This is a genomic window from Bradyrhizobium sp. OK095 (assembly GCF_900109945.1).
Taxonomy (GTDB): Bacteria; Pseudomonadota; Alphaproteobacteria; order Rhizobiales; family Xanthobacteraceae; genus Bradyrhizobium.
In genome coordinates this window covers 561,052-586,228 of record NZ_FOBX01000001.1, presented here as the reverse complement: position 1 = coordinate 586,228, position 25,177 = coordinate 561,052, and the positions used below count along the sequence as shown (strand labels likewise).

Genomic DNA, 25,177 nt, shown 5'->3' with positions numbered 1-25,177 from the left:
GAGGATGAGGTGAGCAACGGGCTCGATTTCCCCTATCATTTGGACGACCAGGGCCGCACGGCCACGACCGATCGCCCAGATCACATCCGCGACCTGATCGAGCAGGTGCTGTTCACCATGCAGGGCGAGCGGGTGATGCGGCCCGATTTCGGCGCGGGTTTGCTGGCACTGGTGTTCGAGCCAAATTCGGTCACGCTCGCCGCGACCACGCAGATGCTGGCCCAGGCCGCGCTGCATCAGCATCTCGCGCACCTGATCGCGGTGAATTCGGTCGAGGTGATCAATGACGATGCCGTGCTGCGGGTCGATATCCGCTACGTGGTGCTCGCCGACCGCACGGGCCACCTCGCGAGCTTTGCGGTTCCGGGAGGCGCGGCATGAAGCAACATTGCTGCGATCCGCGCCGGCTCGAGGTGCTCAAGGCCAAGGGCAGCGCCAACGCCATCGAATTCATCGAGGTGCTCGACCTCGCCTCCCCGCCCGGCGCGCCGCGGCAACAGACCCTGCTGGTTCGGCTGCTGCATTCCGGCTTTGCGCTTTCGCCGGACAATCTGCGCATCACCGGCGGCGAGCGAATCCCAACCGTCGGCGTGGTCTGGTGCGCACCGGCAGACGCGCTGCCCGCACAGGCCGAGCCCGGGCTGGTCGACACCGTCGACGATCTCGCCCGCACGCTGGTGGTCCGCACCGACAGTAGCGGCGATTACTCGATCTACAGTTTCGGCATCTTCACCAATTCCGGCTCGGTCCTGCCGCCGGCCGGCTTCGATCCAAAAATGTCGGCCATCGACTTCACCTTCAAGATCGAATGCCCCTCGGACTATGATTGCGAGGATACCACGCCCTGCCCGCCGGTGCCGCGCCCGCGGCCCGTTATCGACTATCTCGCGCGCGACTATCAGGGCTTTCGCCGGCTGATGCTGGATAGGCTGAGCCTGCTCGTGCCCGGCTGGCAGGAACGCTCCGCAGCCGATCTCGGCGTAACCCTGGTCGAGCTGCTCGCTTACGCCGCCGACAACCTCGCCTACCGCCAGGATGCGATCGCCAACGAAGCCTATCTCGCGACCGCGCGGCAGCGCATTTCGGTACGGCGCCATGCGCGGCTGGTCGACTATCACCTGCACGAGGGCTGCAATGCCCGCGCCTTCGTGCATTTTGACGTGAACGGGCCGGACATCGCGCTGGACAAGGGCACGCAATTGCTCACCCGCGTCCCCGGGCTCGAATTGGTGCCGACGCCGGGCTCGCATGAGCTGAACGATGCGATCGACGGCGGCGCCGAGATCTTCGAGACCGTCGCGCCCGCCAAGCTGGATCAACAGCAGAACAAGCTGACTTTCTACGCCTGGGGCAACAATGGCTGCTGCCTGCCGCGCGGCACCACGCGCACGACGCTGCGCGGGCATATCGATACGCTTGCTGTCGGCGACATCCTGATCTTCGAAGAGGTCATCAGCCCGACGACATTGTCCGCCGACGATGCCGATCCCGGGCATCGCTGGGCGGTGCGGTTGACCGAAATCGTGCTCTCGACCGATCCGTCCGGCGGGCTCTTTGACGAGCCGCCGGTTGACGGCCCCGTCGACGTCACCGAGATCGCCTGGAGCGAGGCCGATGCGCTGCCCTTCCCGCTTTGCCTGACGGTCGAAGACCGCCCCGAGCTCGCGATCAGCGTTGCCCGCGGCAATATCGTGCTCGTCGATCACGGCCGCACGCTGCCGTCCGAGCAGCTCGGCACGATGCCACGCGCGACATTGAAGCAGGCATTGTCTGCGCCGGGGAATTGCTGCACGTCGACCCCGGATGTGACCGTGCCGGCCCGCTTCCGCCCGGCGTTGGCGAACAGCCCGTTGACGCAATCCTTCGATCTCGGCGCGCTGCTCGGCGCTCCCGTCAGCAAGGACACACCGTGGTGGACGGCGAGCGCGTTCGCTCTTTTGTCGCCGCACGATGCCACCCCCGCCATCGTCGATCTCACGGGACAAGTCGCCGGCACCACCGAACACTGGCTGCCGAGGCGCGATCTCATCGACAGCGCCGGCAATATGCCCCACGCCGTCGTCGAGATCGACAATCACAGCCGCGCTTTGCTGCGGTTCGGCGACGGCCTGCTCGGCAAGCGGCCTGCGGAGGACACTGCCTTCACCGCGATCTACCGGATCGGCAACGGCACGGCAGGCAATGTCGGTGCTGAGGCCATCGCACATATCGTCAGCACGACGAACGGCGTGTTCGCCGCCGTGCGCAATCCGCTTCCCGCGTCCGGCGGCATCGACCCCGAGGCCATCGAGGCGGTACGGCGCGACGCGCCGCAGGCCTTCCGCACCCAGGAGCGCGCAGTGACGGCCACTGATTACGCCGCCGCGGCTGAACGGCGCGCCGACGTGCAGCGCGCGGCTGCGACATTCCGCTGGACCGGCAGCTGGTACACCGTGTTCGTGACGCCCGATCGCTTCGGCGGCGGCGCGGTCGACGCCCCCTTCGCCACACAACTGCGCAACCATCTCGAACGGTTCAGGATGGCCGGCTACGATCTCGACGTGCGTCCGCCGCGCTCCGTGCCGCTCGACGTCACGCTGCATGTCTGCGTCAAGCCAGACTATTTCCGCGCCGAGGTCGCGCAGGCGGTGCGGACGGTGCTGTCGAGCACGGTGCTGCCCGACGGTACACTCGGTCTGTTTCACCCCGACAATTTCTCCTTCGGTGATCCCGTTTATCTCAGCCGCATCATCGCAGCCGCACAAGCGGTCGAGGGCGTCGAGGCGGTGCAGGCGGAGAAATTCCAGCGGTTCATTTCGCCGCTCGCGACATCGCTGAACGACGAAGTGATTCCGATCGGCAGCCTCGAGATCGCTGAGCTCGCCAACAATCCGAGCTTCCGCGAGCGCGGCCGGCTCATCATCGAAGCGGGAGGCGGTAAATGACGCTACCAGTCCCGGTCATCAAGCCGCTCGCTTTACCTGCCGGCAGCGAAAGCTGCGGCTGCTGCGCCGGCATTGAGGCCGAGACGCCGCAAGGCATCTCGAACCGCTACGGCCTCTCCGCTATCGCCTACCGGATCGGCGACTACGCGCAGTTCCGCGACAGCCTGCATGCTGCGCTGTCATCTGCCGCGTTTGCCCCACTCGGCAAACTGCAAAACCGTAACGACGACGACTTCACCATCGGCCTGATCGATGCCTTCGCGTGCGCCGCTGACGTACTCACCTTCTACCAGGAGCGCATCGCCAACGAATCCTATCTTCGCACCGCGCTGGAGCGCGTCTCCCTCCAGGAGATGGGCCGGCTGATCGGCTACCGCCTGCGGCCGGGCGTTGCCGCCGAGACGTGGCTCGCTTTTACGCTGGAAACGCCGCCTGTGCCGCCGCCAAGACTGTCGCCCGAACCAGGCAGCTTCGTCACCGGCGTGCCCACGCAAGTGTCGATCGAAATCGGCACCAAGGTGCAGAGCGTACCGGGGCCGGACGAGAAGCCGCAGACTTTTGAGACCGTTGAACGTTTGGACACTGCACGGCCAACCTGGAACGCGATCCGCCCCTGGATGGCGGAGGCGCGGCGGCCCGGCAAGGGCGACACGACCATGTATCTCGTCGGCCAGCGCAACAATCTGAAGCCCGGCGATGCGCTGCTGATCGTCGGCGACGCCTTCGATCCCGGCACCAATGACACCAATTGGGACTTCCGTTTCATCGACAGCGTCGAGCTGCAATCGGATTTCGATCGCACCAGGATCACCTGGCGTGTCGGCCTTACCAATGTCGAGGCGACGCAGGGCTCCAAAGTGTACGCGCTGCGCAAGCGCGCCGCCGCCTTCGGCCACAACGCGCCGATGTGGAAGTCGATGTCGGACGAATTCCGCAAGAACTATCCCGGGACCCCTGTTAACGACGACTGGCCAGACTTTTCGATTTCGCCGATCACCGGCAGCATCGACCTCGATACGGTCTACCCGGAGGCGCGCGTTGGTGGCTACGCCGTGCTTACAATTCCCGGCGCCTTCAACAACAAGGCACTCGGCAAGATCGATATCATCGTGATCAACCTGCCGCCCTCGATCGACCTCTATCAGGTGTCCAACATCGCCGAGATTTCCCGCGCCCAGTTCGCCCTGTCCGGCAAGGTCACGCGCCTGTCGCTACACGGCGCCGACTACGATACCTACAAGGACGAAGTCCGCCGCTGCACGGCCTTCGTGCAGTCGGAGGAGCTCACACTTGCTCCGTACGCCGTCGACGACGCCGCGACCGGCAACAGCATCCCGGCGGCCGTCAACGCCGATGGTCTCGTCGCCGGCCGGCGCCTGATCCTGCGCGGCAATCGCGTCTCCGACGGCCAGGCCGTGGTAGTGCAGGCCAACCTCGTGTCCGCGCAGCCTGTCGATACCAATCGCTGCACGCTTCAGATTGACCCGCCGCTTGCCGGCAACCTTGACCGCGGCAGCGTCGTCGTTCACGGCAACATCGTGCCGGCCTCGCATGGCGAGACGGTGACGCAGATCCTGGGCTCCGGCGATGCGGCGCAGCCGTTCCAGCAATTCGAGCTGAAGCAGGTCCCGCTGACCTATCGCGCTACCGCCAATGAGAGCGGTGCCGCGAGCGAACTGACGCTTCGGATCGGCGAGATCGCATGGCACGAGCGCACGACACTGTATGGTGCGGCCGCGACGGATCACGCCTTTGCCATTGATGTCGATGAGCAGGGCCGCAATCTTGCGAAATTCGGCGACGGCGCCAGCGGCGCGCGGCTGCCGAGCGGGCTCAACAATGTCCGCGCCACCTATCGCAAGGGCATCGGCATCGCCGGCAACGTCCGCGCCGAGACCTTGAGCCAGTTGCTGTCGCGCCCGCTCGGGCTCAAGGGCGTCAGCAACCCGCTCGCCGCCGAGGGCGGCAATGACCCGGAGCCGGCCGATGCTGCGCGGCGCAGCATTCCACTGGGTGCCCGCACGCTCGGCCGCGTCGTATCCGTTCTCGACTACGAGGATTTTGCCCGCGCCTTCACCGGCATTGCCAAGGCGCAGGCGCAAGTGCTGCAGCTGCCGCGCGGAAAAACCGTTGCCATCACGATCGCGGGGCCGCCCGGCGCGCCCGTCAATTCCGCAAGCCCGGTGTGGACCAATTTGCTCGCCGCGCTGAAGGCCGGCGGTGATCCGCATGTCGCGGTGGCGCTGCTGCCCTACCAGTCCAGCACGTTCCGGATCGGACTGAAGGTCAAGCGGGATCCCGATTTTGAAGCCAAGGCCGTACTCGCCGCGGTCGAAGCCGCGCTGCGTGCGCACTTTGCCTTCGACTCGCGTGAGCTCGGCCAGGCTGTGCAGCAATCCGACGTGATCGCGGCGGCGCAAGCGACGCCCGGAATCGTCGCGATTGACCTCGTCAAGCTCTATGGCGGAACGACGCCCTATGCCCAGACCATTCCCTCGCGCCAGGTCCGGTTGCTGGCGTCGCGAATGCATGTCGAGCAGGGCATCGCAAGGCCAAGCGAGCTTCTGACCCTGGACCCGGCGCCGTTCGCCCAGCTCGAGGAGATGGCATGAACAGCCTCACCGCTGAGCGGCTCTATGGCCTGATGCCGGCATTGCACCGGCTGCGCGACGCCGCGCTGGCGGACGATCCAACCAAGGAAGGTCCGCTTCAGGCCCTGCTGGCGGCCTTTGCCCGCGAATTCGCCACGCTGGAAGAGTCCGTCGACCAGCTCTACGACGACCAGTTCATCGAGACCTGCGCCGAATGGGTCACGCCCTACATCGGCGATCTCATCGGCTACCGGCCGCTGCGCGGGCTCGGCAGCGAGCTAACCTCGCCGCGCGCGGAAGTCGCCGATACCATCGCCTTCCGCCGCCGCAAGGGCACCGCACTGATGCTGGAGGAGCTCGCGCATGACGTCACCGGCTGGCCGGCCCATGCGGTCGAGTATTTCGAGCAGCTCGCCACCACGCAATACATGAAGCATATCCGGCTGTATGCGCCGGCGACCTGCAATCTGCGCGACACGGCAGCGCTGTTCCGGCGCGATGGCGCCTTCAACAGCATTGCGCACACCGCCGAGATGCGGCGGCCGGAGATTGGCGCCGGGCGCTACAACATCCCCAACATAGGCATTTTCCTGTGGCGGCTGTTGTCGCTGTCTCTCACGGCCGTGCCACTGACGCCGGTCGAGGGTGACGCAAGCGGCCGCAAATTCCGCCTCAATCCGCTCGGCGCGGATATGCAGCTATTCCGCTTCGCGCAAGCCGAGACCGACATCTCCCATCTTGCCGAGCCCATCAACGTGCCGGAGCCGCTGTCGGTACGGCTGATGGCCACGGCCGTGCGCGCAACGCAGGCGACCGCGCAGCCGGACACACAGCGCGAGGACGATTATGGCGACGGCGAGAGCCTCGTGTTCTTCACCCCGGGCAACCCGCCCGTTCCAGTGCCCACAGCCAAGGTCCGCGTCTGCGATCTCCGCGACATCCTCGATGGCGGCGGCAATGTCATCGGCTGGGCGCATGAAGCGCAGGTGACGGCTGGCACGATCGGTTTCGATCCCGAGCGCGGCCGCGTGCTGCTCGGTGCCGCCGCCGACGGGCCGCTGCTCGCGACCTTTCACTACGGCACAGCGCGCCAGATCGGCGGCGGTGAATATCCGCGCATCCCGGCCGAAGGCGATATCGGCAACGAGCAAACCGTCAACGCCAGCGGCGCCTGGCAACCCCAACTCGACTTGATCAGGACCGGCGGCCGCCTCGTCATCGGCGACAGCCTGACCTATAAGGAGACGCCGACGTTCAGGGTGGACGATGTTCTCGGCAATGCGACGCCGCACCATGTCGTCGTTGCCGCACATGATCAGACCCGGCCGCTGCTGGCGGCAAGTGGCGGGATCACGCTCGACATCGGCGCACGCGGCCGGCTCACGCTCGATGGGCTCGTGATTTCCGGTGGCACATTGCAGCTCGCGGATCCCGGCGATATCGAGCTGCGAGAACTGGTGCTGCGCGACTGCACCTTGGTGCCCGGGCTCACGCTCAAGGGCAACGGAAGTCCGGTGGCGCTGCCGGGTCCGCCGAGCCTTATCATCAAGCACCCCTTTGCCAAGGTCACGCTGGAGCGCTGCATCGTCGGTCAGATCCAAGCGGTTGCCGATGCCGAGGTAACGCTGACCGACTGCATCATCGATGCCGGGGCGCCGGAGAACGTCGCCTTTGCCGCTGATGATGCGGGGGGCGCCGGCGCCGAATTGACCGTCGCTCAATGCACTGTCATCGGCAAGGTCCACACCAAACTGCTGAAGCTCGCCTCCAACACCATCTTCCTCGCAAGGCTCGACACGAAGCCTACAAAGCCGTGGATCGCGCCGTTGCTGGTCCAACGCCGCCAGGAGGGTTGCGTCCGCTTCTGCTACGTGCCTTCAGACTCAATCACGCCGCGCCGCTTCCATTGCGTGCCGAACGATGCAGCACCTACGGCGCTGCCGCTGTTCACTTCGCTGCGCTACGGCGATCCCGGCTATGCGCAGCTTCGCCGCACCACCAGTCTCGCGATCCGCGCGGGCGGTGACAACGACAGCGAGATCGGCGTGCTCAACGCATTATTCCAGCCGCAGCGTGAGGCCAATCTCAGGCTGCGGCTTGAGGAATATCTACGTTTCGGCCTGCACGCGGGCCTGTTTTTCGCGAGTTGACCGAGAGCATCGGAGGCTATCATGGGTGCCGACTTTTCACGCGTTCGTCTCGACCCGCTGCTCGACTTCGCCGGCCTGGAGCTGAAACAGGGTGCAGTACTGCTGGACGGCGACGCCAACGAGCTGATGGCGATCCTCGATCGCAGGCTGCGGGCACTCGCCAGCGACATTCTCGGCCGCGCCACGGTCTCCTCGACCACGCCGGATGCATTCAAGCTCGGCGTCGTCGGCAACTCGCTCGAGATCGGCAAGGGCAGGCTCTATGTCGATGGCCTGCTCGCGGAGAACCATGGCCTTCCCGATCCCGACAAGCGCCTGTTCGACGACCTCATGGCCGAGACTGTTTTCACCGACAAGCTCACCTACGAGACGCAACCCTATCTTCCGGTCGCGGTGCGGCCGCCGCTTCCGACCGCCGGCCGCCATCTCGTCTATCTCGACGTCTGGGAGCGCGAGCTGACTTATCTGGAGCGGCCTGAACTGGTCGAGATCGCCGTCGGCGTCGAAACCAGCTCGCGGCTCCAGACCGTGTGGCAGGTGCGTGTGCTCGACACCGACGCCGGCGGCAACACCGATTGCGCAACGCCCGACGAGGATATGCCAGGCTGGAATGCGGTGATCGCACCGTCAACCGGCGTGCTCACGACGGGCACGTTTGATGCGGCACCCACGACCGACCCTTGCGAGCTGCCGCCGACCGGCGGCTTCCGCGGCCTCGAGAACCAGCTCTACCGCGTCGAGATCCAGGACCCCGGCCAGCCCGGCGGCACCGCGACCTTCAAATGGTCACGCGAGAATGCCAGCATCGGCTCGCGCGTCGCCAGCATGATCTCGACCACCGAGCTCGAACTCGACAGCCTCGGGCGGGATGACGTGCTGCGCTTCAACACCGGCGACTGGGTCGAGATCCTCGACGACGCCAGGGAGTTTTCTCAAAAGGCCGGCGAGATGCGCCGCATCACCGTTACCGAGGCGACCCGGCGCATCAGCTTCACACCTGCACTGCCGGCCCTGATGCTGCCGCCGGGATTCCCCAACAGCGACTGGCCGAAACAGACCAATTTGCGGGTGCGCCGCTGGGATCAAAAGGGAAAGGTGTTCCGGACCGACGCCAGCGGCACGCCGGTGCAGATCGGCGATCTCGACGCCGCTGGATCGACCGGCGTGATCAACGTGCCCGCCGCGGGCACGACCATCCTGCTCGAGGACGGCGTCACCGTCAGCTTCGATTCAACCGGGGCTGCGGGCTTTCGCGCCGGCGACTGGTGGGCTTTCGCCGCGCGCACGGCGGACGCCAGCGTCGAGTTGCTCGACCGCGCCCCGCCGCGCGGCATCCATCACCATTATGCGCGGCTCGGCATCTGGGATATCGGTGCCGAGAGCGTCACCGACTGCCGCCGCCCGTGGCCGCCCCAAGGCGAAGGCCACGACTGTGCCTGCACCGCCTGCGTCACGGTCGAGCAGCACGAGAGCGGCAGCTTCACCATCCAGGATGCCGTCAACAAGGTGCGCGAGACCGGCGGCACGATCTGCCTTGGCCCGGGCATCTATGTGCTGAAGGCAGCCGTGACGATCAACCAGGCGAAATCGGTCCGCATCGTCGGCAAGGGCCCGGCGACACTGCTGGTGGCCCCGACCGGTGCCTTCGCAATCCAGGACTCCTTTGCGATCGCGATCGAGGACCTCGCGATCATTTCGGTCGCGCGCGATCCCACGATCGACGTCTCGACCTGCATCGGCCTTGACCTGACCCGGCTCGCCATCGCGGCGCTCGGCACCGAGAATGCACAGCTCCCGGCGGTGGTGCTGCGCGGCGTGATTGGCGGCACGAAACTGGCCGAGAACGCGATCTTCGCGCCGGTTGCGATTGCGGGCGGCGCGTTGAAGGGCGTGGAGGGCGGCGCCGGCTTCCTGCTGACGGCCGCGGTGACGATCGAGGAGAATGTGCTCCTGTGCCAGCGCGGCGCCATCGCCTTCGCCGACGAGGTGCTGCATCTGCTCGCCACGCGGATCGCACACAACGAGATCATCGGCTGCACCGACACCGCCATTGCGGCACAGGGCCTTGCGCTTCCCGGTGCGTCGCTGGCGATCGACGGCAACAGTTGCAACCTCACCGCCAATGGCATCGCCTGTGCCGCGGCCGGGCTATGGATCGAGCGCAATCAGTTGCGGAACTGGTCGCCCGGCGATCATTTCGGGATCAGGCTGATCCCCGGGCTCGACCGTCGCAGCACCGCCACCGCGCACATCCTCGCCAACCAGATCCACGGCTTCGGCACCGCCGGAATCACGATCATCGCCGGCACACAGGACCTGATCGTCGAGCTGAACGCGATCGACACCTGCGGCGCCGGCATCCTGCTCGGCGGCGCGACAGATGCGGCTGCCGTCTCGATCGAGAACAACCATATCCGCAACATCGGACCCGCTACCGAGAGCGACAATGGCACCGTGGTCGGCATCGAGGTCATTCGCGCCGACAGCGCCACGATCGCCGGCAATCAGGTTCGCGCGATTGGCCTTACGGCGGTGAAATCGGCGTTGCGCGCCGGGGTCCTCACCTTCGGCGTCAACCGTCCCCGTGTGAGCGGCAACGAGATCGTCGAGGTCGCGCCCGCGAAGGGCTTTGTCGGCACCAGCGCCGGCATCATGCTGCGCGCGCCACAGACCCAGATCGAGGTCAACCATAACACCGTGCAGCGCGACCTCGCGCCAGCCCCCGACGATTCGACCGGCAACTGGTTCGCGCTGACCACGGCCGAGGTCAATCCAAGAGTGCCATTCGGACAAGCAGGCGAGAAGGTCGCAATCCGGCTCGGCGACGGACGCATCCTCGCGCTCGGCGCAGACTATGCGTTCGTCAGGGCAAGTCTCGCCGCCGACGACACCGAAGGCGCGCGCGCCAGCATCATCGGCAACATGCTCTCCGCACGCGGTCCCGCCCCCGCCGTGCTGGTCGTGGCCGGCCAGGAATGCCTGTTCAACGACAACCGGGTCGAAGCCAGCACCAAGAGCATCGCCGTGTCGCTGGAGAGCGCGATCGCCATCATCAGCACGAACCGAGTGCGCGGCGGCGAGATCTCGATTCGCCTCGCCAACGCGCGCGCGATGACCGTGCTCGGCAACATCACCACCGGCAACATCATTACCCCCGGCGGCATTGCCAGCACGCCGTGGGCGCCACTCAATGTGATTGGATAGTTCTGGGAGATATTTTGATGCGCACGTTCATTGTCGGAGACGAGACAAAGCTCAAGGCCCTCAGCGAGAAGCTGCTGCTCGCCAATCTGAGCCAGGTCCGCAGCGAAGCCGCATTGAAGGCGTTGCAAGAGGCCAATCCGCACGCCGACCTCAATAAGCTCGCGCGCGGCACCGTGCTGTTCGTGCCGGATGCACCGGGCTTCAAGGTCAGCACGACCAACTCGGCCACCGAAGGCCCGCTCGCAGCCTTACAGGATCTCCTGGATCAGGCGCTTCGGCTCGCGCTCGAGGAGACCTCGGCTGGCAACAGCGCGCGCCTCGCGGATCAGGACCAGACGGTGAAAGCGTTCGACGACGGCGCAGTCAAGAAAGCGATCAGCGACCCCACTATCGGCCCCCAGATCCGCGAGGGCGTCGATGCCGTCAGGAAGGGCTTTGAGGTCGATCGCGAGCTGGCCGCACGCGCGGAGAAGAACATCACCGATGTCGGCAGGGCCGCGATCGCAAAGCTCAACGAGCTCGGCAAGACCTTTGGATGATCCGCTTCGACGAGACCGCTGATAGATCGACCGTCACACCGCGCAGTAGCGCTCCTGAATGTCCTTGTCCGCCAACAGCGCCGCGGCGCTGCTCTGATGCACCACCTCGCCCTGGTCGATGATCACGGCGCGGTCGGCGAGCCGCAAGGCCCATTCGACGTTCTGCTCGACCAGCAGCAACGTCTTGCCCTCGTCGCGCAGGCGGCGGAACAGCACGCCCATCTCTTCGACCAGAACCGGCATGATGCCTTCCGAAGGCTCGTCGAGCAGGATCATCTTTGGCTTGGCGATCAGCGCACGCGCAATCGCCAGCATCTGCTGCTCGCCACCCGAAAGGGTCACGCCCTCCTGATCGAGCCGCTCCTTCAGGCGCGGAAACGTCTCGGCGATCTCGTCGATCGCGGCGCGCTCCTCGATCCCGCTTCCGGCCGCGACGAGTCCGAGGCGAAGGTTCTCGCGCACGGATAGGCCAGGGACGATGCGGCGCTCTTCGGGCACGTAAGCAAGGCCAAGATGGAACCGCTGATGGGCACGGAGCGGCAACAACTCCTGGCCCGCAAAGCACACGCGGCCCTTCGCCTTCGGCATCAGCCCCATCACGGCCCGCAGAGTGGTGGTCTTCCCGGCGCCGTTGCGACCGACGAGCGCGACCACCTCGCCCGGGTTCACGTGCAGAGAGATGCCGTGGAGGATATGGCTCGCGCCATACCAGGCATGGAGGTCGTTGATTTCGAGCAGCGCGGTCTCAACCATAGCCTTCACTCTGTCCGAGATAGACCCGGCGGACTTCGGGGTTGCTCCTGATCTCATCGGGCGCACCGTCCGCCAGCAAGCGGCCGTGGTGCAGCACCACGACGCGTTTGGACAGGCCCAGCACCATCTTCATCTTGTGCTCCACCAACAGCACGGTGCGCTTCTCGGCGAGCCGCTCGAGCAGCGCGACCATGTCCTTGGTCTCTTCCGGCCCCATGCCCGCGGTCGGCTCATCGAGCAGGAGCAACTCAGGCTCCGAGACCAGCGCAATCGCAATCTCCAGCGCACGCTGCTGACCATGCGACAGGAATTTTGCCAGCTCGCCGCGCTTGGCGAGCAGCCCGACAGCCTCTAACGCTGTATCGGCGCGCGCAATCAGCTCAGTCAGCCGGGCACGATTGCGCCAGATATCGTAGCTCACGGTCAGCGCTTGCGCCGCGACGCGCACGTTCTCATGGACGGAGAGGTCCGGAAAAATGTTCGTGATCTGGTAGGAGCGCGAGATGCCCTGATGCACGAAGCGGTGCTGCGGCAGGCCGTTCAGCTCGCGTCCTCTGAAGTGCAGCTTGCCCGACGTCGGCGTCAGCGCGCCAGAGAGGATATTGAAGAACGTGCTCTTGCCGGCGCCGTTCGGCCCGATGATCGAGGTGAGCTGTCCCGCCGCAAAGGACATTGTGATGCCTTCGAGCGCGACGAAGCCGCCAAAGTGCTTGCCGATTCCCTCGGCGCGAAGCAATTCGCCGCTCATGGCCGCGCCTTTCCGACTCGCAGCGTGTCCAGCAGCGTTCCCCAGATGCCCTTGGGCAGGAACAGCACGAACAGCACGAAGATCGTGCCGACGACGAGTTGCCAGTGCGAGGTCCAGACCGAGATGACGTCCTCCAGGATCAGGAAGGTCGCCGCACCGACAAAGGGGCCGAAAAAGCTGCGGGCACCGCCGAGCAGCACCATCATCACGATCATGCCGGAGGTCTGATAGTGCAGGATGTCCAGCGGCACGATCGACAGGTGCAGCGCAAGCATGCAGCCGCCGAGCGAGGAGATCGCCCCCGACAGCATGAACACGATCAACTTGCTGCGCTCGACGTTATAGCCGCAGGCGCGCGCCCGCTGCTCGTTCTCGCGGATGGCCTCGATGACCGCACCGAACGGCGAGTTCAGGATGCGCGACTGGAACCACATCGCCAGCGCTGCGAAGGCCATCAGCACGTAGTATTTGTTGACGGGGTCGAGGAAATTGACCTGAAGGCCGAACAGGCTGATGCGATCGACGGTGAAACCGCGCAGGCCGTTTTCGCCGCCGGTGAAGGACGACGCCTGAAGCGCGACGTAATAGACCAACTGGGCCAGCGCGAGCGTCACCATGGAGAAATAGATGCCGCGGGTACGCGTCGAGACGATTCCGATCAGAGCCGCAAGGCAGGTGCTGAGCAGCACTGCGATCGGCACCGCCGCAAACCAGGGCACGCCATAGCGGCCGATCGCGATACCGGTAAAGTAGGCGCCGGCGCCGAAGAACGCGGCCTGGCCGAACGACAACAGCCCGGTGTAGCCGAACAGCAGATTGTAGCCCATCACCACGACGCCGTAGATCAGGACGTTGACGGCCAACGCCTGCGACGGCAACAGCCAGGGCAGCACGGCCAGCACTGCGATGGACAACAGCACACGCTGCTCGAGAAGCCAGCCGAGACCGCTGGACGCGGGTTTGGCGACCGCTTCGCCGCTCGATGGTGACGTCACGCGGTCCTCCCTCTCACGCCGAACAGGCCTTGCGGGCGGATCAGCAGCACCACTGCCATCAGCGCGAACATGACGATGGTCGCCATCTCAGGCGCAAACAGCGCTACCAGGCTGATGGAAATGCCGACCATGAGGCCGGCCACGACCGCACCAACGATCGAGCCGAGGCCGCCGATCACGGTCACGACGAAGGCTTCGGCTAGCACCAGCGAACCCATTTCCGGGTTGACGCTGCGCATGGGCCCCGCGAGCACACCGCCAAGTGCGGCGAGACCAACGCCGAGGCCGAAGATCGCGAGCCAGACCCGGCCAATATCGATACCGAGCACCTGCATGATGGTGGGGTCGCGCGCGCCAGCGCGGACGATCAAGCCGATGCGGGTCTTCTCTAGCGCCAACCAGAGCACCACCAGCACCACCGCCACCAGCCCGATGACGAAGAGCCGATAGCGCGGGAAGAAGCCGACGCCGAGATCGAGCACGCCAATCAGTTGCGGCGGCGTCGGAAACGGAATGCCGTCGCTTCCGAACACGATGCGCACGCCCTCGACCAGGATGTAGCTGAGACCGAAGGTGAGCAGCAGCGGATCGTCGATCGAGCGGCCATAGAGTCTGCGGATCAGCACGAGCTCGATCAACATGCCGAAGGCGCCGATCAAGATGGGAGCCAGCAGTAATCCCCACCAGAAACTTCCGGTGAGCGACGCCAGATACAGCCCCGCATAAGCCCCGATCATGAACAGCGCGCCGTGGGCGAAATTCACCACCCCGAGCATGCCGAACACGATCGTCAGTCCAAGCGCAGTGATGACCAGGACCGCCCCAAGGGCGATCCCGGAGAGAAGCTGCATGATGATCAGCGACAAGTCCATCGGCCAGGCTTCAGGTCGCGTGGCCGAGCTCGCTGCAACTGCGCAGCATGTCGTCGGAACCCGAATCGTTGGCGAGGATGGCGAACAGATCGTTGTCGTTCGCCATAGCCGACTTCTTCTTGGACTCCAGCACCAGCACAGACTGCACCGACTGGTGGTCGCATTTTCGGTAATGCTGCGGGCCCTTGGTCAGATCATATTGCAGCTTCTCCAGCGCATCGACGACCTTGTCGGTGTCGGTACCGCCGGCGGTCTGCATGGCTGCCAGCAAGGAGCCGACACCGGAATAGCCGTAAGCGCCATAGTCCGTCGGGATCGCGCCGCCATTGGCGGCCTTGAACGCCGCGTTGAAGGCGGCGGCCGACTTGCCCTGCGTCTCCAAGCCCCAATAATAATTGGCGCCGCCGACCACGCCCTCGAACACGTCGGGGCCGACCGCGAGGCGCTGGTTGTGCAGGATGACGGGCACGACGATCTTCATCTGCTGCTTAACGCCGAAATCCACGGCTTGCTTGATCGCATTGGCCTGGTCACGGCCGAAATTCGAGATGCAGAGCACGTCCGGCCGCATCGACATCAGGCGCGGCATGAAGGTGGAGTAGTCCGCCGCACCAAACGGATGCAGGATCTCGCCGACATTGTCCGCGCCGATCGCCGCCTGCGCACGCTTGAAGCCGCGCAGCATTTCATGGCCATAGGCATAGTCCGCCACAAGGTGCGCGACCTTCATGCCCTTCTTCAGGGTCTGCCGCGCCACCGCTGCGGTCGTCATGTGCGGGTTCAGCGCCTCGTGAAAGGTGTATTTGCTGAAGTCCTTGGCCTCATTGATGGTATCGGACTGGCTGATCGAAACGTAGATCACGCCGCGGGCGCGGGTGACCTCGTTGACTGCGAGCTGCACGGCGCTGGAGAGCGCGCCGACGACGGCATGAACCTTGTCCTTCTCGATCAGCTCCAGCGTGCGGGTGGCGGCCTCGCCGGCATTGAGCTTGTCGTCACGCACCAGCAGTTCGACCTTGCGACCGCCAATGCCGCCCTTGTCGTTGACGAGTTTTACAGCGAGCTCGGCGCATTTGACCTGGTCGCGCGCTTCGGCTGCGAACGGACCGGTGAGCGGGGTCGGAAAGCCAATACGGATCGTCTCGTCCGCGGCGCGGCCGAGCCGGGGCATGGCGAGCAGGGCCGCGCTTGCCGAGAGGCCGGCGAGCGCGGTGCGGCGGGTAATTTTCGGGGTCGAACCGGATTTGGGCATGATGTCCTCCAACTGTCTTTTTTCTAGAAACGCTTCAGAGCTTTCAGGATTTTTATCGGCGTGATCGGAATAGAGTTGATCGTCGCGTCGAACGGCGTGAGCGCGTCGTTGACGGCATTGAGCACGCAAGCCGACGCAGCAGCCGTGCCGGCCTCGCCGACCCCCTTGGCACCGAGCACGGTGTCGGCGGTCGGGGTCTCGACATGGGCGATGACGATATCAGGCATCTCCATCGCCATCGGAACGAGATAGTCGGCGAGTGAGCCGTTCACGAGCTGGCCGGTCTCGCTGTAGCGGCATTCCTCGAACAGCGCTGCGCCCAGCCCCTGCACGATGCCGCCGCGGAGTTGCTCGTCCACCAGCATCGGATTGATGATCCGGCCGCAATCCTCGACGATGAAGTGCTTCAGCACCTTGACGAAGCCGGTCTCGACGTCGACCTCCAGCGAGCAGCCCTGGATGCCGTTGGTAAAGGCGAAGGGATAGCCCTGCGGCGCGAAGTGATGGCTGACGGTGAGCTGCGCCTGCGTCCCGGGCGGCAACGTGTCGGAGCGAAAATAAGCGATGCGCGCGATCTCGGAGATCGGTATCCGCTGGTTCCGCGTGCCCGCGTCGACGATCTCGCCATTGATGATGTCGAGCGCCGACGGTTGCTCCTGGAGGATCAGCGCGGCGATCTCCAGGATGTTGCGCTTGAGGGCACGGGTTGCCTGCAGCGCAGTCTCGCCGCCGATGCCGGCGCCACGGCAGGCCCAGGTCGCGCCGCCATGCGGGGTCACCTCGGTATCGCCGGTGATGACCTTGACGTGCTCCTGCGCGATGCCAAGCTGATCGGCGACGATCTGGCTGATGATCGCCTCGGTGCCCTGCCCCTGCTCGGTGACCGAAATCAGGCAACGCACTTCGCCCGACGGCGTCACGCTGAGGATAGCGCCGTCCTGCGAGGAGATGCGCGCGCCGCCGACGCCATAGAAGGCCGGGCTCGGATTGGTGATCTCGACAAAGGCCGCTATGCCGATGCCGCGATAGACGCCGCGCTTGCGCAAGTCTGCCTGCTCGGCGCGCAAGCCGTCATAGTCCATCAACTCATGCAGGCGCTTCAGGCAGGCCTGATGCGACAGCGCCTCGAAGCGGTAGCCGGTCGGCGAGGTCTGCGGATAGGCATCGTCGGCGATGACGTTCTGCGCGCGGATGGAGAAGGGATCGAGGCCGACCTTGGCCGCGGCCATGTCGACCAGCCGCTCGGTGACCGCGCAGGCGATGGGATGCCCCACAGCGCGATACTGGCTGGTCTGCACCTTGTTCTGAAAGATCACCTCCAGCGTGGCGCGGTAGTTCTTGAAGCGATAGGGCGCGCCCATCAGGCGGATCACCTGATTGCCTTCGACCACGCTGGTGCGCGGATAGGTCGAGAACGCTCCGATCGCGGTCAGGTCGCGGACATCCATCGCCAAAATCTCGCCCTTGGCGTCCAGCGCCATGCGCGCGCGGACGCGATGGTCGCGGGCGTGGATGTCGGAGACAAAGGACTCGATGCGGTCGGCGACGTATTTGACGGGACGCCCGAGCAGGATCGAGAGACCGACCACCGCCATATCCTCGTGATAGACATGCAGCTTCATCCCGAAGGAGCCACCGATGTCCGTCGCGACCACACGGACGTGCGCCTCGGCAATGCCGTAATGGCGGGAATAAAGGTCCTGGAACTGGTACGGCGTCTGCGTAGCATGATGCACAGTGAGCGCGCCGGCGGCGGGATCATAGTCCGCGACAATGGCGCGCGGCTCCAGCGTCACCGCGGTGTGGCGACCGAAGGAGAATTCTTCTTCCACCACGTGGGCGGCATGCGCAAAGGCGTCGTCAACGGCGCCATTGTCGAGCTGGGCGCGGAAGCAAATGTTGTTGGTGCTGCCGGGGTTGATCACCGGCCCGCCAGCGGCGCGCGCACTGTCGATATCGACAACGAGAGGAAGGTCCTCGTAGTCGACCTCGATCAGCTCCAGCGCGTCTTCCGCGATCGCGCGGCTCTCGGCAACGACGGCGACCACCGCCTGCCCGGCCCAGACCACGCGATCCAGCGGCAACGGCAATTGCGGCGCAGAAATCATGCCCTTGAAGTGATCGAGCGTGCCGGTCCAGGGCGTGCAGATCTTGGCGAGGTCAGCACCGATCGCGACGAGGTGCACGCCTTCGAGCTTACGCGCCTCATCGGTATTGATCGAGACGATTTTGGCATGCGCATGTGGGCTGCGCAGGAACGCGGCATAGAGCATGCGCGGCAACCGGAGATCGCTGACATAGCGTCCCCGCCCGGCCAACAGCCGCTTGGCGTTCGGGCGAGGCACGGAGCGGCCGATATAGGAGTTCGGGCGGTCGAGCGAGGTCAGCGGCGCGCTCATGTCGTGCCTCCGCTTTCGCTGCGCGCCTTGGCAACGGCGTCGATGGCATCGACGATCGCCTCATAGCCGGTGCAGCGGCAGTAATTGCCCGACAGCGCGTCGCGGATCTCGCCACGGCTCGGCTGCGCCACCCGCGAGAGCAGCTCGTGCGCGTTGACCAACATACCGGGCGTGCAGAAGCCGCATTGCAGCGCGTTGCGGCGATGGAATTCGGCCTGGAGATCGGCGATCACGCCACTCTCGGTGAGGCCCTCGATCGTGTTGATCTTGGCACCATCGGCCTGTACCGCGAACATCAGGCAGGAATGAACTACGCGGCCGTCGAGCTGCACCAGACAGGCGCCACAGGCACCCATCTCACAGCCGGCGTGCGTGCCGGTCAACTCAAGCGCGTTGCGCAGGCAATCGACCAGCGTCTCCCGCGGTGCAACCTCGCAAGCGACCTTGCGGCCATTGACGACAAAGCGGACCCGCACGGTCTCGTCCGCGTCATCCAGAACGATTTCGTCAAAACCGCTCATGCGCTCTCACCGAGACGTCCGAGCAGGCGTCCGAGCAGCACGCGGGCAAGATGCAGCCGCATCGCCGGCGGCACCTCGTCGCTGTCGGGCGGCGCGAGATCGCCTTCGAGCGCGGCTTGCGCAGCGGCGATACGTTCCGCATCCAGGCTCGAGCCGATCAGGGTTGCCTCAGCGCCCTTCACTCGCGTCGGCGTATTCCCCACGGAGAAGAAGGAGATGCGGATGTCGTTGATGCGATCGCCCGCACAGGTCGCCATGATCCCGCACCCAACCATCGCGTAATCCCCGCGCCGTCGCGCCAGCTCGTCGAACGCAAAGCGCTGGTCGGCCTTGAACAGGGGGACGTAGATCGCGGTAATCAACTCACCCGGCTGCAAGGCGGTCTCGAACAAATCGAGGAAGAAGTCGTCGGCCTTGACGCGTCGGCGGCCTGTGGGGCCCACGATCTCGATCTCGGCGTCGAGCGCCAGCGTCATGGCCGGAAATTCGGAAGCCGGATCGGCCAGCGCGACGCTGCCGCCGAACGTGCCGCGGTTGCGGATCGCGGGATGGGCAACGAAGGGGGCCGCAGCATGCAGCAGCGGCGCGAACTCGGCGACCAGCGGCTCGCTCAGCATCTCGCAATGGCGCGTCAACGCACCGATGCGCAAATAACCGCCTTCGCGCCTGACGCCGCGCATCTCGTCAATATGGGTGATGTCGATCAGCAGCCGTGGTGCCTGCAGCCGCAGCGACAACGCCGGCACGAGGCTCTGGCCCCCGGCAATGAAGCGCGCGTCATCGCCAGCGCGCGCATGGGCATCCAGCGCCTGGTCGATCGTCGCCGCACGAAAATAGCTGAAAGCCCTCGCCTTCACCGCCGTTTCCTCAATATCCATCGGCTCATCAGCCTGGACGCCAGATTTGTAACCATCTGGTCTCAAAACCCTGACATGCCGCCTGGGGACGGTCAACAAGAAATGACCATTTGGTCACAAATGCTCCTTTGGGCTAAGAAGGCAAAAGGGATCGCGATTCACGGCAAAATGGCGAAGAAGACGCAGAAAACGGCGAAGCGACCGGTTCGACGGACCGGGACAGGCAGCAAGTCCGCGCCAAAGCGCCGCAACATGCGCGCGGCCGATCGCGAGCGCGCGATCGTCGACGAGGCGATCCGCTTCTTTGCCGAGCGCGGCTTCGAGGGCCAGACCCGCGAACTCGCCAAGCGGATGGGCATCACGCATTCGGCGATCTATCGCCACTTCCCCAGCAAGGAAGCGCTGATCGAGCGCGTCTACCAGGAGGTCTATCTCAGCCGCTGGTCGCCTGATTGGGGCCCGATGATCCGCGACCGCTCGCTGCCGCTGGAGGCGCGGCTGACGCGTTTCTATCTCGATTATGTCGAACGCGTGTTCGAGTACAATTGGGTGCGGATTTTCGTGTTCTCTGGCATGAAGTCGTTCGGTATCACCGGCCGCTATCTCGACATCGTCAGGCGCGAAATCATCGAGCCCGCGGCAGCCGAGCTGCGCCACGATTTGAAGCTGCCCGATGCGAAGGCCCATCCGCTGAGCGAGCGCGAGACCGAGCTGCTCTGGGGCCTGCACGGTCGCATCTTTTATCTCGCGATCCGCAAATTCATCTACGAGACGCCGATCCCGCCCGATCTCGACGCGATCGTCCGCGACGCCGTCCAGACGTTCATGGACGGCGCGAAGACGACAATGCCGAAGCTCGTAGTGAGCGGCTAGCTACTTCGGCAGGCTCGGCAGATCGAGCCCCTTGTCACGCGCGCAGTCGATCGCGGTCTCATAGCCCGCATCAGCGTGGCGCATGACGCCGCTGGCGGGATCATTCCACAGCACGCGCGCGATCCGCTTCGCCGCCTCCGGCGTGCCGTCGGCCACGATCACCATGCCGGCATGCTGCGAATAGCCGATGCCGACGCCGCCGCCATGATGCAACGAGACCCAGGTCGCGCCGCTGGCGCAGTTGAGCAGCGCGTTGAGCAAGGGCCAGTCGGACACGGCGTCCGACCCGTCCTTCATCGCCTCGGTCTCGCGGTTGGGGCTTGCCACAGAGCCGCTGTCGAGATGATCGCGCCCAATCACGATCGGCGCCTTCAATTCGCCGCGCGCGACCATCTCGTTGAAGGCAAGACCGAGGCGATCACGATCGCCGAGGCCAACCCAGCAGATCCGCGCCGGCAGGCCCTGGAACTTGATGCGCTCCCTGGCCATGTCGAGCCAATTGTGCAGATGCTTGTCGTCAGGCATCAGCTCCTTCACCTTGGCGTCGGTCTTGAAAATATCTTCGGGATCGCCCGACAGCGCAGCCCAGCGGAACGGCCCAACGCCACGGCAGAAGAGCGGGCGGATATAGGCGGGAACGAAGCCCGGGAAATCGAACGCGTTCTTCAGGCCCATGTCCTGCGCCATCTGGCGGATGTTGTTGCCGTAATCGAGCGTGGGGATGCCCTGCGCATGAAAATCCAGCATCGCCTGGACGTGCTCGACCATCGAAATCTTCGATGCGCGCTCGACCGCCTTCGGATCGGCGGCGCGCTTCGTCTCCCACTCGGAGAGCGTCCAGCCCTTCGGCAAATAGCCGTTGATCGGATCATGCGCGCTGGTCTGGTCGGTGACGATGTCGGGCTTGACGCCGCGGCGCACCAGTTCCGGAAAAATATCGGCGGCATTGCCGAGCAGGCCGACCGAAACCGCCTCCTTAGTCTTCGCGGCCTCTTCCATGATGGCCAGCGCTTCATCGAGCGTTGCGGCCTGCCGGTCGAGATAACCGGTACGCAGCCGCATCTCGATGCGGCTCGGCTGGCATTCGACCGCGAGCATCGAAGCACCGGCCATGGTCGCGGCCAGCGGCTGCGCGCCGCCCATGCCACCGAGACCGGCGGTGAGAATCCATTTACCCGCAAGGCTGCCGCCATAATGGCGACGGCCGATTTCAACGAAGGTTTCGTAAGTGCCCTGCACGATGCCCTGACTGCCGATATAAATCCACGAGCCCGCGGTCATCTGGCCGTACATCATCAGGCCCAGGCGATCGAGCTCGTTGAAATGATCGAGCGTGGCCCAATGCGGCACGATGTTGGAGTTGGCGATCAGCACACGCGGGGCATCGGCATGGGTGCGGAACACGCCGACCGGCTTGCCGGACTGGACCAGCAAGGTCTCGTCAGCTTCGAGCTTGCGCAACGCCGCGGTGATCCGGTCAAAGCTCTCCCAGTCGCGCGCGGCGCGGCCGATGCCGCCATAGACCACGAGTTCGCTCGGGCGCTCCGCGACATCAGGATCGAGATTGTTCATCAGCATGCGGAGCGGCGCTTCCGTCAGCCAGCTCTTGGCGCTGATCTCGCTGCCGCGGGGGGCGCGGATGGTACGGTCGTTGTCCAGTCGGCGGTTCATGCGGAACACCCCTTAGTCAAGTCTTGTTCAGTCAAGTTTTGGAAACGGATCGGATGGAAGTGCAGCGATCGCCGCAGCCGGCAATGCGGCGGCCTCGACGAGCGCGGCGGCCTTGGCGAGATCGCCGGCCATGTAGCGGTCGGCGCCGAGCGCTGGTACTTGCTCGCGAAGTAGAGCGATGACCGCAACGAGCGCCGCGCTCGTCGCGTGCGGCGCGCGCAACGTGATGCCCTGCGCTGCAACCAATAGCTCGATGCCGAGGATCGAGGCGAGATTGTCGGCCATGTCGGACAGCCGTCGCGCAGCATGCGCGGCCATCGAGACATGGTCTTCCTGGTTGGCGCTGGTCGGCGTCGAGTCGATCGAGCAGGCGGCCGCGCGCTGCTTGTTCTCGGCATAGAGCGCGGCCGCCGTCACCTCGGCGATCATGAAGCCGGAATTGATGCCGGGGTCGGGCGTGAGGAACGGCGGCAGACCGAAATTGAGCGCAGGATCGACCAGCGTCGCGATCCGCCGCTCGCTGATCGCGCCGATCTCCGACAAGGCCAGCGCGATGGCGTCGGCGGCAAAGGCCACCGGTTCCGCGTGAAAATTGCCGCCGGAGACGATCTCGCCGGTTTCGACCAGCACCAGCGGATTGTCAGTGACCGCATTGGCTTCGACGATCAGCGTGCGCGCGGCCTGAATGATCAGATCCAGCGCCGCGCCTGCGACCTGCGGCTGACAACGCAAACAATAAGGATCCTGCACGCGCTCATCGCCTTCAAGATGCGACAGACGGATGTCGCTGCCGTCGAGCAGCGCGGTCAGCGTTGCGGCCGCCGCGATCTGCCCGGCGTGGCCGCGCAGCGCCTGGATTTCGGGACGGAACGGCGCCGTCGACGCCATCGCCGCGTCGACCGACAGCGCGCCGGTCACGAGCGCAGCGCGCGCGAGGCCAAAGGCGCGCAGCACGCCGGAGATGGCATAGGCGGTCGAGAACTGCGTGCCGTTGATCAGCGCGAGCCCCTCCTTGGGGCCCAGCGTCAGCGGCGCAAGGCCTGCGGCCGATAGCGCCTCAGCGCCGGATACGGTTTTGCCGTCGACAATCGCTTGCCCTTCGCCGATCATCACCGCCGTCATATGCGCGAGCGGTGCGAGATCGCCGGAGGCGCCGACCGAACCCTGCTGCGGCACCAGCGGATAAACGTTCCGCGCCAGCATCCCTTGCAGATTCTCGATCACATCGCGCCGCACGCCGGAGGCCCCACGCCCGAGCGAGATGATCTTCAGCGCTATCATCAGGCGGACGATCGGCTCCGGCGTTGCCGGACCAACGCCGCAGCAATGCGAGACGATGAGGTTGCGCTGGAGCAGCGTGGTCTGATCGGGCGGAATGCGTTTTGACGCGAGCTTTCCAAAGCCGGTGTTGATGCCGTAGACGGGGATATCGGCTCGCGCCGCCTTTGCAACGATCTCCGCGGCCGCTTCGACGCGCGGCCAGAACGACGGATCGAGAACGACAGAAGCACCTTCGAGCACGCGTGCGAGATCATCGAGGTCGACCGTTCCCGGTTTGACGACGATCGCTGCGCCCTGCTCCGTCATTGTCCCCTCCACACCCGCCGATACAGCGGATTGAAGCCGATGCGGTAGACGAGCTCGGCGGGACGCCCGATGTCCCAGATCGCGAGATCGCACCATTTTCCGGCCTCCAGCGTGCCGGTCTCATCGAGCACACCAAGCGCGCGCGCGCCTTCACGGGTAACGCCGGCGAGGCATTCGGCCACAGTCATCCGGAACAACGTCGCGCCCATGTTCATTGCGAGCAGGAGCGAGGTCAGCGGCGAGCTGCCGGGATTGCAGTCGGTCGCAAGCGCCATGGGAACGCCGTGCTTGCGGAACGCCTCGACCGGCGGCTTCTGCGTCTCGCGAATGAAGTAGAAGGCGCCGGGCAGCAGCACGGCGACCGTTCCGGCCTTGGCCATCGCGGCGGCGCCGGCTTCGTCGGTATGCTCCAAATGATCGGCTGACAGCGCGGAGAATTTTGCGGCGAGCGCAGCGCCGCCGAGATTCGACAGCTGGTCGGCATGAAGCTTGACCGGCAGCCCGAGCCCCTTCGCCGTCTCGAACACAAGCGCCGTCTGCTCGGCCGAGAATGCGATGCCCTCCATGAAAGCATCCGCGGCATCAGCAAGACCCGCCCTTGCCACCGCGGGCAGCATCTCCCGGCAGACGAGATCGATGTAGCGATCCTTGTCGCCCTGCGCCTCGGCGGGCAGCGCATGCGCGCCCAGGAAGGACGTGCGGATCGCAACCGGCCGCTGACGGCCGAGGCTGCGCGCGGCCGCAAGCTGCCGCATCTCGGTCTCGGTATCGAGGCCATAGCCGGACTTGATCTCGACCGTGGTCGCGCCCTCGCCGATCAGCGCATCGAGCCGCGGCAGCGCGTGTGCCGTGAGCTCGGCCTCGCTCGCCTTGCGCGTCGCGGCCACCGTTGAGACGATGCCGCCGCCGGCACGCGCGATTTCTTCGTAGCTCGCGCCCTTCAGGCGCAGCTCGAATTCGTGCGCGCGGTTACCGCCATAGACGAGATGAGTGTGACAGTCGACGAGGCCCGGCGTGATCCAGCGTCCCTCGCAATCGATCCGCTTGATCGCGTCCGCATCAACAGGAAAATCCGCCTCCGCACCCGCATAGACGATGTGGCCGCCACGCGCAGCGATCAGGCCGCGCTCGATCTCGCCGAGATCGGGACGGTCGGCCCGCATCGTCGCGAGGTGGGCATTGTGCCAGATCCGGTCGAAGCGCTCTGCCATGAAGGTCTCCCTTCGCCGTGGGATGCTTGA

18 protein-coding genes are annotated in these 25,177 nt (G+C 65.4%); 7 read left to right on the top strand and 11 right to left on the bottom strand.

All coding sequences use genetic code 11. The features are described 5' to 3' along the window. Positions 1–9: 9 nt before the first annotated feature. From BMW89_RS02720 to BMW89_RS02695, 6 genes are read left to right on the top strand one after another with little or no spacing between them, the layout of a single operon-like run. Positions 10–381, top strand: a complete 372-nt coding sequence (locus tag BMW89_RS02720; protein WP_092022429.1) for a GPW/gp25 family protein — start codon at positions 10–12, stop codon at positions 379–381. Next, a complete protein-coding gene (locus BMW89_RS02715; protein WP_092022427.1) occupies positions 378–2,924 on the top strand; it encodes a putative baseplate assembly protein in 2,547 nt (848 codons plus the stop codon). The genes BMW89_RS02720 and BMW89_RS02715 overlap by 4 nt, the downstream gene beginning before the upstream one ends. Then, complete coding sequence (locus BMW89_RS02710) at positions 2,921–5,536, top strand: putative baseplate assembly protein (RefSeq protein ID WP_092022425.1); 2,616 nt, start codon at positions 2,921–2,923, stop codon at positions 5,534–5,536. The genes BMW89_RS02715 and BMW89_RS02710 overlap by 4 nt, the downstream gene beginning before the upstream one ends. Continuing rightward, positions 5,533–7,665 carry a hypothetical protein gene (locus BMW89_RS02705; protein WP_092022423.1) on the top strand — a complete coding sequence of 711 codons (2,133 nt, stop codon included), beginning with the start codon at positions 5,533–5,535 and terminating at the stop codon, positions 7,663–7,665. The genes BMW89_RS02710 and BMW89_RS02705 overlap by 4 nt, the downstream gene beginning before the upstream one ends. Positions 7,666–7,686: 21 nt before the next feature. Then, the gene (locus BMW89_RS02700) at positions 7,687–10,869 is read left to right on the top strand and encodes a DUF6519 domain-containing protein (RefSeq protein ID WP_092022421.1); all 3,183 of its coding nucleotides are present in this window, start codon (positions 7,687–7,689) and stop codon (positions 10,867–10,869) included. A 17-nt stretch (positions 10,870–10,886) separates the two neighbouring features. Next, the gene (locus BMW89_RS02695; RefSeq protein ID WP_092022419.1) at positions 10,887–11,408 is read left to right on the top strand and encodes a hypothetical protein; all 522 of its coding nucleotides are present in this window, start codon (positions 10,887–10,889) and stop codon (positions 11,406–11,408) included. A gap of 33 nt (positions 11,409–11,441) precedes the next feature. Here BMW89_RS02695 and BMW89_RS02690 read toward each other — a convergent pair whose 3' ends face one another. Genes BMW89_RS02690 through BMW89_RS02655 form a run of 8 tightly spaced genes read right to left on the bottom strand, consistent with a single transcriptional unit; the run spans position 11,442 to position 19,805 of the window. Further along, positions 11,442–12,161 carry an ABC transporter ATP-binding protein gene (locus BMW89_RS02690; RefSeq protein ID WP_092022417.1) on the bottom strand — a complete coding sequence of 240 codons (720 nt, stop codon included), beginning with the start codon at positions 12,159–12,161 and terminating at the stop codon, positions 11,442–11,444. Continuing rightward, the gene (locus BMW89_RS02685; protein ID WP_092022415.1) at positions 12,154–12,909 is read right to left on the bottom strand and encodes an ABC transporter ATP-binding protein; all 756 of its coding nucleotides are present in this window, start codon (positions 12,907–12,909) and stop codon (positions 12,154–12,156) included. The genes BMW89_RS02690 and BMW89_RS02685 overlap by 8 nt, the downstream gene beginning before the upstream one ends. Next, the gene (locus BMW89_RS02680; RefSeq protein ID WP_092022413.1) at positions 12,906–13,904 is read right to left on the bottom strand and encodes a branched-chain amino acid ABC transporter permease; all 999 of its coding nucleotides are present in this window, start codon (positions 13,902–13,904) and stop codon (positions 12,906–12,908) included. Before BMW89_RS02680 ends, BMW89_RS02685 begins: the two co-directional genes overlap by 4 nt. Further along, on the bottom strand, positions 13,901–14,776 hold the full coding sequence (locus BMW89_RS02675; protein WP_092022411.1) for a branched-chain amino acid ABC transporter permease: 876 nt from the start codon (positions 14,774–14,776) through the stop codon (positions 13,901–13,903). The genes BMW89_RS02680 and BMW89_RS02675 overlap by 4 nt, the downstream gene beginning before the upstream one ends. A 10-nt stretch (positions 14,777–14,786) precedes the next feature. Beyond that, positions 14,787–16,028 (bottom strand): ABC transporter substrate-binding protein, encoded by a 1,242-nt coding sequence (locus BMW89_RS02670; protein WP_092023346.1) that lies wholly within the window; start codon positions 16,026–16,028, stop codon positions 14,787–14,789. Positions 16,029–16,051: 23 nt separating this feature from the next. Then, positions 16,052–18,427, bottom strand: a complete 2,376-nt coding sequence (locus BMW89_RS02665) for a xanthine dehydrogenase family protein molybdopterin-binding subunit (protein ID WP_092022409.1) — start codon at positions 18,425–18,427, stop codon at positions 16,052–16,054. Beyond that, positions 18,424–18,948 (bottom strand): (2Fe-2S)-binding protein, encoded by a 525-nt coding sequence (locus tag BMW89_RS02660; protein ID WP_092022407.1) that lies wholly within the window; start codon positions 18,946–18,948, stop codon positions 18,424–18,426. The genes BMW89_RS02665 and BMW89_RS02660 overlap by 4 nt, the downstream gene beginning before the upstream one ends. Further along, positions 18,945–19,805 carry an FAD binding domain-containing protein gene (locus tag BMW89_RS02655; RefSeq protein WP_092023344.1) on the bottom strand — a complete coding sequence of 287 codons (861 nt, stop codon included), beginning with the start codon at positions 19,803–19,805 and terminating at the stop codon, positions 18,945–18,947. Before BMW89_RS02655 ends, BMW89_RS02660 begins: the two co-directional genes overlap by 4 nt. A gap of 252 nt (positions 19,806–20,057) precedes the next feature. Between BMW89_RS02655 and BMW89_RS02650 the strand changes: the two genes are divergently transcribed. Next, entirely contained in the window at positions 20,058–20,678 is a 621-nt protein-coding gene (locus BMW89_RS02650; RefSeq protein WP_177195834.1) for a TetR/AcrR family transcriptional regulator, read from the top strand. Here BMW89_RS02650 and hutU read toward each other — a convergent pair whose 3' ends face one another. From hutU to hutI, 3 genes are read right to left on the bottom strand one after another with little or no spacing between them, the layout of a single operon-like run. Beyond that, positions 20,679–22,349: a urocanate hydratase gene (hutU, locus tag BMW89_RS02645; protein ID WP_092022403.1), complete on the bottom strand. Its 1,671-nt coding sequence runs from the start codon at positions 22,347–22,349 to the stop codon at positions 20,679–20,681. Between the two features lie 27 nt (positions 22,350–22,376). Then, complete coding sequence (hutH, locus tag BMW89_RS02640) at positions 22,377–23,936, bottom strand: histidine ammonia-lyase (protein WP_092022401.1); 1,560 nt, start codon at positions 23,934–23,936, stop codon at positions 22,377–22,379. Then, positions 23,933–25,147: an imidazolonepropionase gene (gene hutI, locus BMW89_RS02635; RefSeq protein WP_092022399.1), complete on the bottom strand. Its 1,215-nt coding sequence runs from the start codon at positions 25,145–25,147 to the stop codon at positions 23,933–23,935. Before hutI ends, hutH begins: the two co-directional genes overlap by 4 nt. Positions 25,148–25,177 lie beyond the last annotated feature (30 nt).

What these genes read in the sequence shown, in the direction of transcription:
- BMW89_RS02715 (WP_092022427.1), top strand. Translation starts at nt 378, where the DNA reads ATGAAGCAACATTGCTGCGATCCGCGCCGGCTCGAGGTGCTCAAGGCC.
- BMW89_RS02710 (WP_092022425.1), top strand. Translation starts at nt 2,921, where the DNA reads ATGACGCTACCAGTCCCGGTCATCAAGCCGCTCGCTTTACCTGCCGGC.
- BMW89_RS02705 (WP_092022423.1), top strand. Translation starts at nt 5,533, where the DNA reads ATGAACAGCCTCACCGCTGAGCGGCTCTATGGCCTGATGCCGGCATTG.
- BMW89_RS02700 (WP_092022421.1), top strand. Translation starts at nt 7,687, where the DNA reads ATGGGTGCCGACTTTTCACGCGTTCGTCTCGACCCGCTGCTCGACTTC.
- BMW89_RS02695 (WP_092022419.1), top strand. Translation starts at nt 10,887, where the DNA reads ATGCGCACGTTCATTGTCGGAGACGAGACAAAGCTCAAGGCCCTCAGC.
- BMW89_RS02690 (WP_092022417.1), bottom strand. Translation starts at nt 12,161, where the DNA reads ATGGTTGAGACCGCGCTGCTCGAAATCAACGACCTCCATGCCTGGTAT.
- BMW89_RS02685 (WP_092022415.1), bottom strand. Translation starts at nt 12,909, where the DNA reads ATGAGCGGCGAATTGCTTCGCGCCGAGGGAATCGGCAAGCACTTTGGC.
- BMW89_RS02675 (WP_092022411.1), bottom strand. Translation starts at nt 14,776, where the DNA reads ATGGACTTGTCGCTGATCATCATGCAGCTTCTCTCCGGGATCGCCCTT.
- BMW89_RS02670 (WP_092023346.1), bottom strand. Translation starts at nt 16,028, where the DNA reads ATGCCCAAATCCGGTTCGACCCCGAAAATTACCCGCCGCACCGCGCTC.
- BMW89_RS02665 (WP_092022409.1), bottom strand. Translation starts at nt 18,427, where the DNA reads ATGAGCGCGCCGCTGACCTCGCTCGACCGCCCGAACTCCTATATCGGC.
- BMW89_RS02660 (WP_092022407.1), bottom strand. Translation starts at nt 18,948, where the DNA reads ATGAGCGGTTTTGACGAAATCGTTCTGGATGACGCGGACGAGACCGTG.
- BMW89_RS02650 (WP_177195834.1), top strand. Translation starts at nt 20,058, where the DNA reads ATGCGCGCGGCCGATCGCGAGCGCGCGATCGTCGACGAGGCGATCCGC.
- hutU (WP_092022403.1), bottom strand. Translation starts at nt 22,349, where the DNA reads ATGAACCGCCGACTGGACAACGACCGTACCATCCGCGCCCCCCGCGGC.
- hutH (WP_092022401.1), bottom strand. Translation starts at nt 23,936, where the DNA reads ATGACGGAGCAGGGCGCAGCGATCGTCGTCAAACCGGGAACGGTCGAC.
- hutI (WP_092022399.1), bottom strand. Translation starts at nt 25,147, where the DNA reads ATGGCAGAGCGCTTCGACCGGATCTGGCACAATGCCCACCTCGCGACG.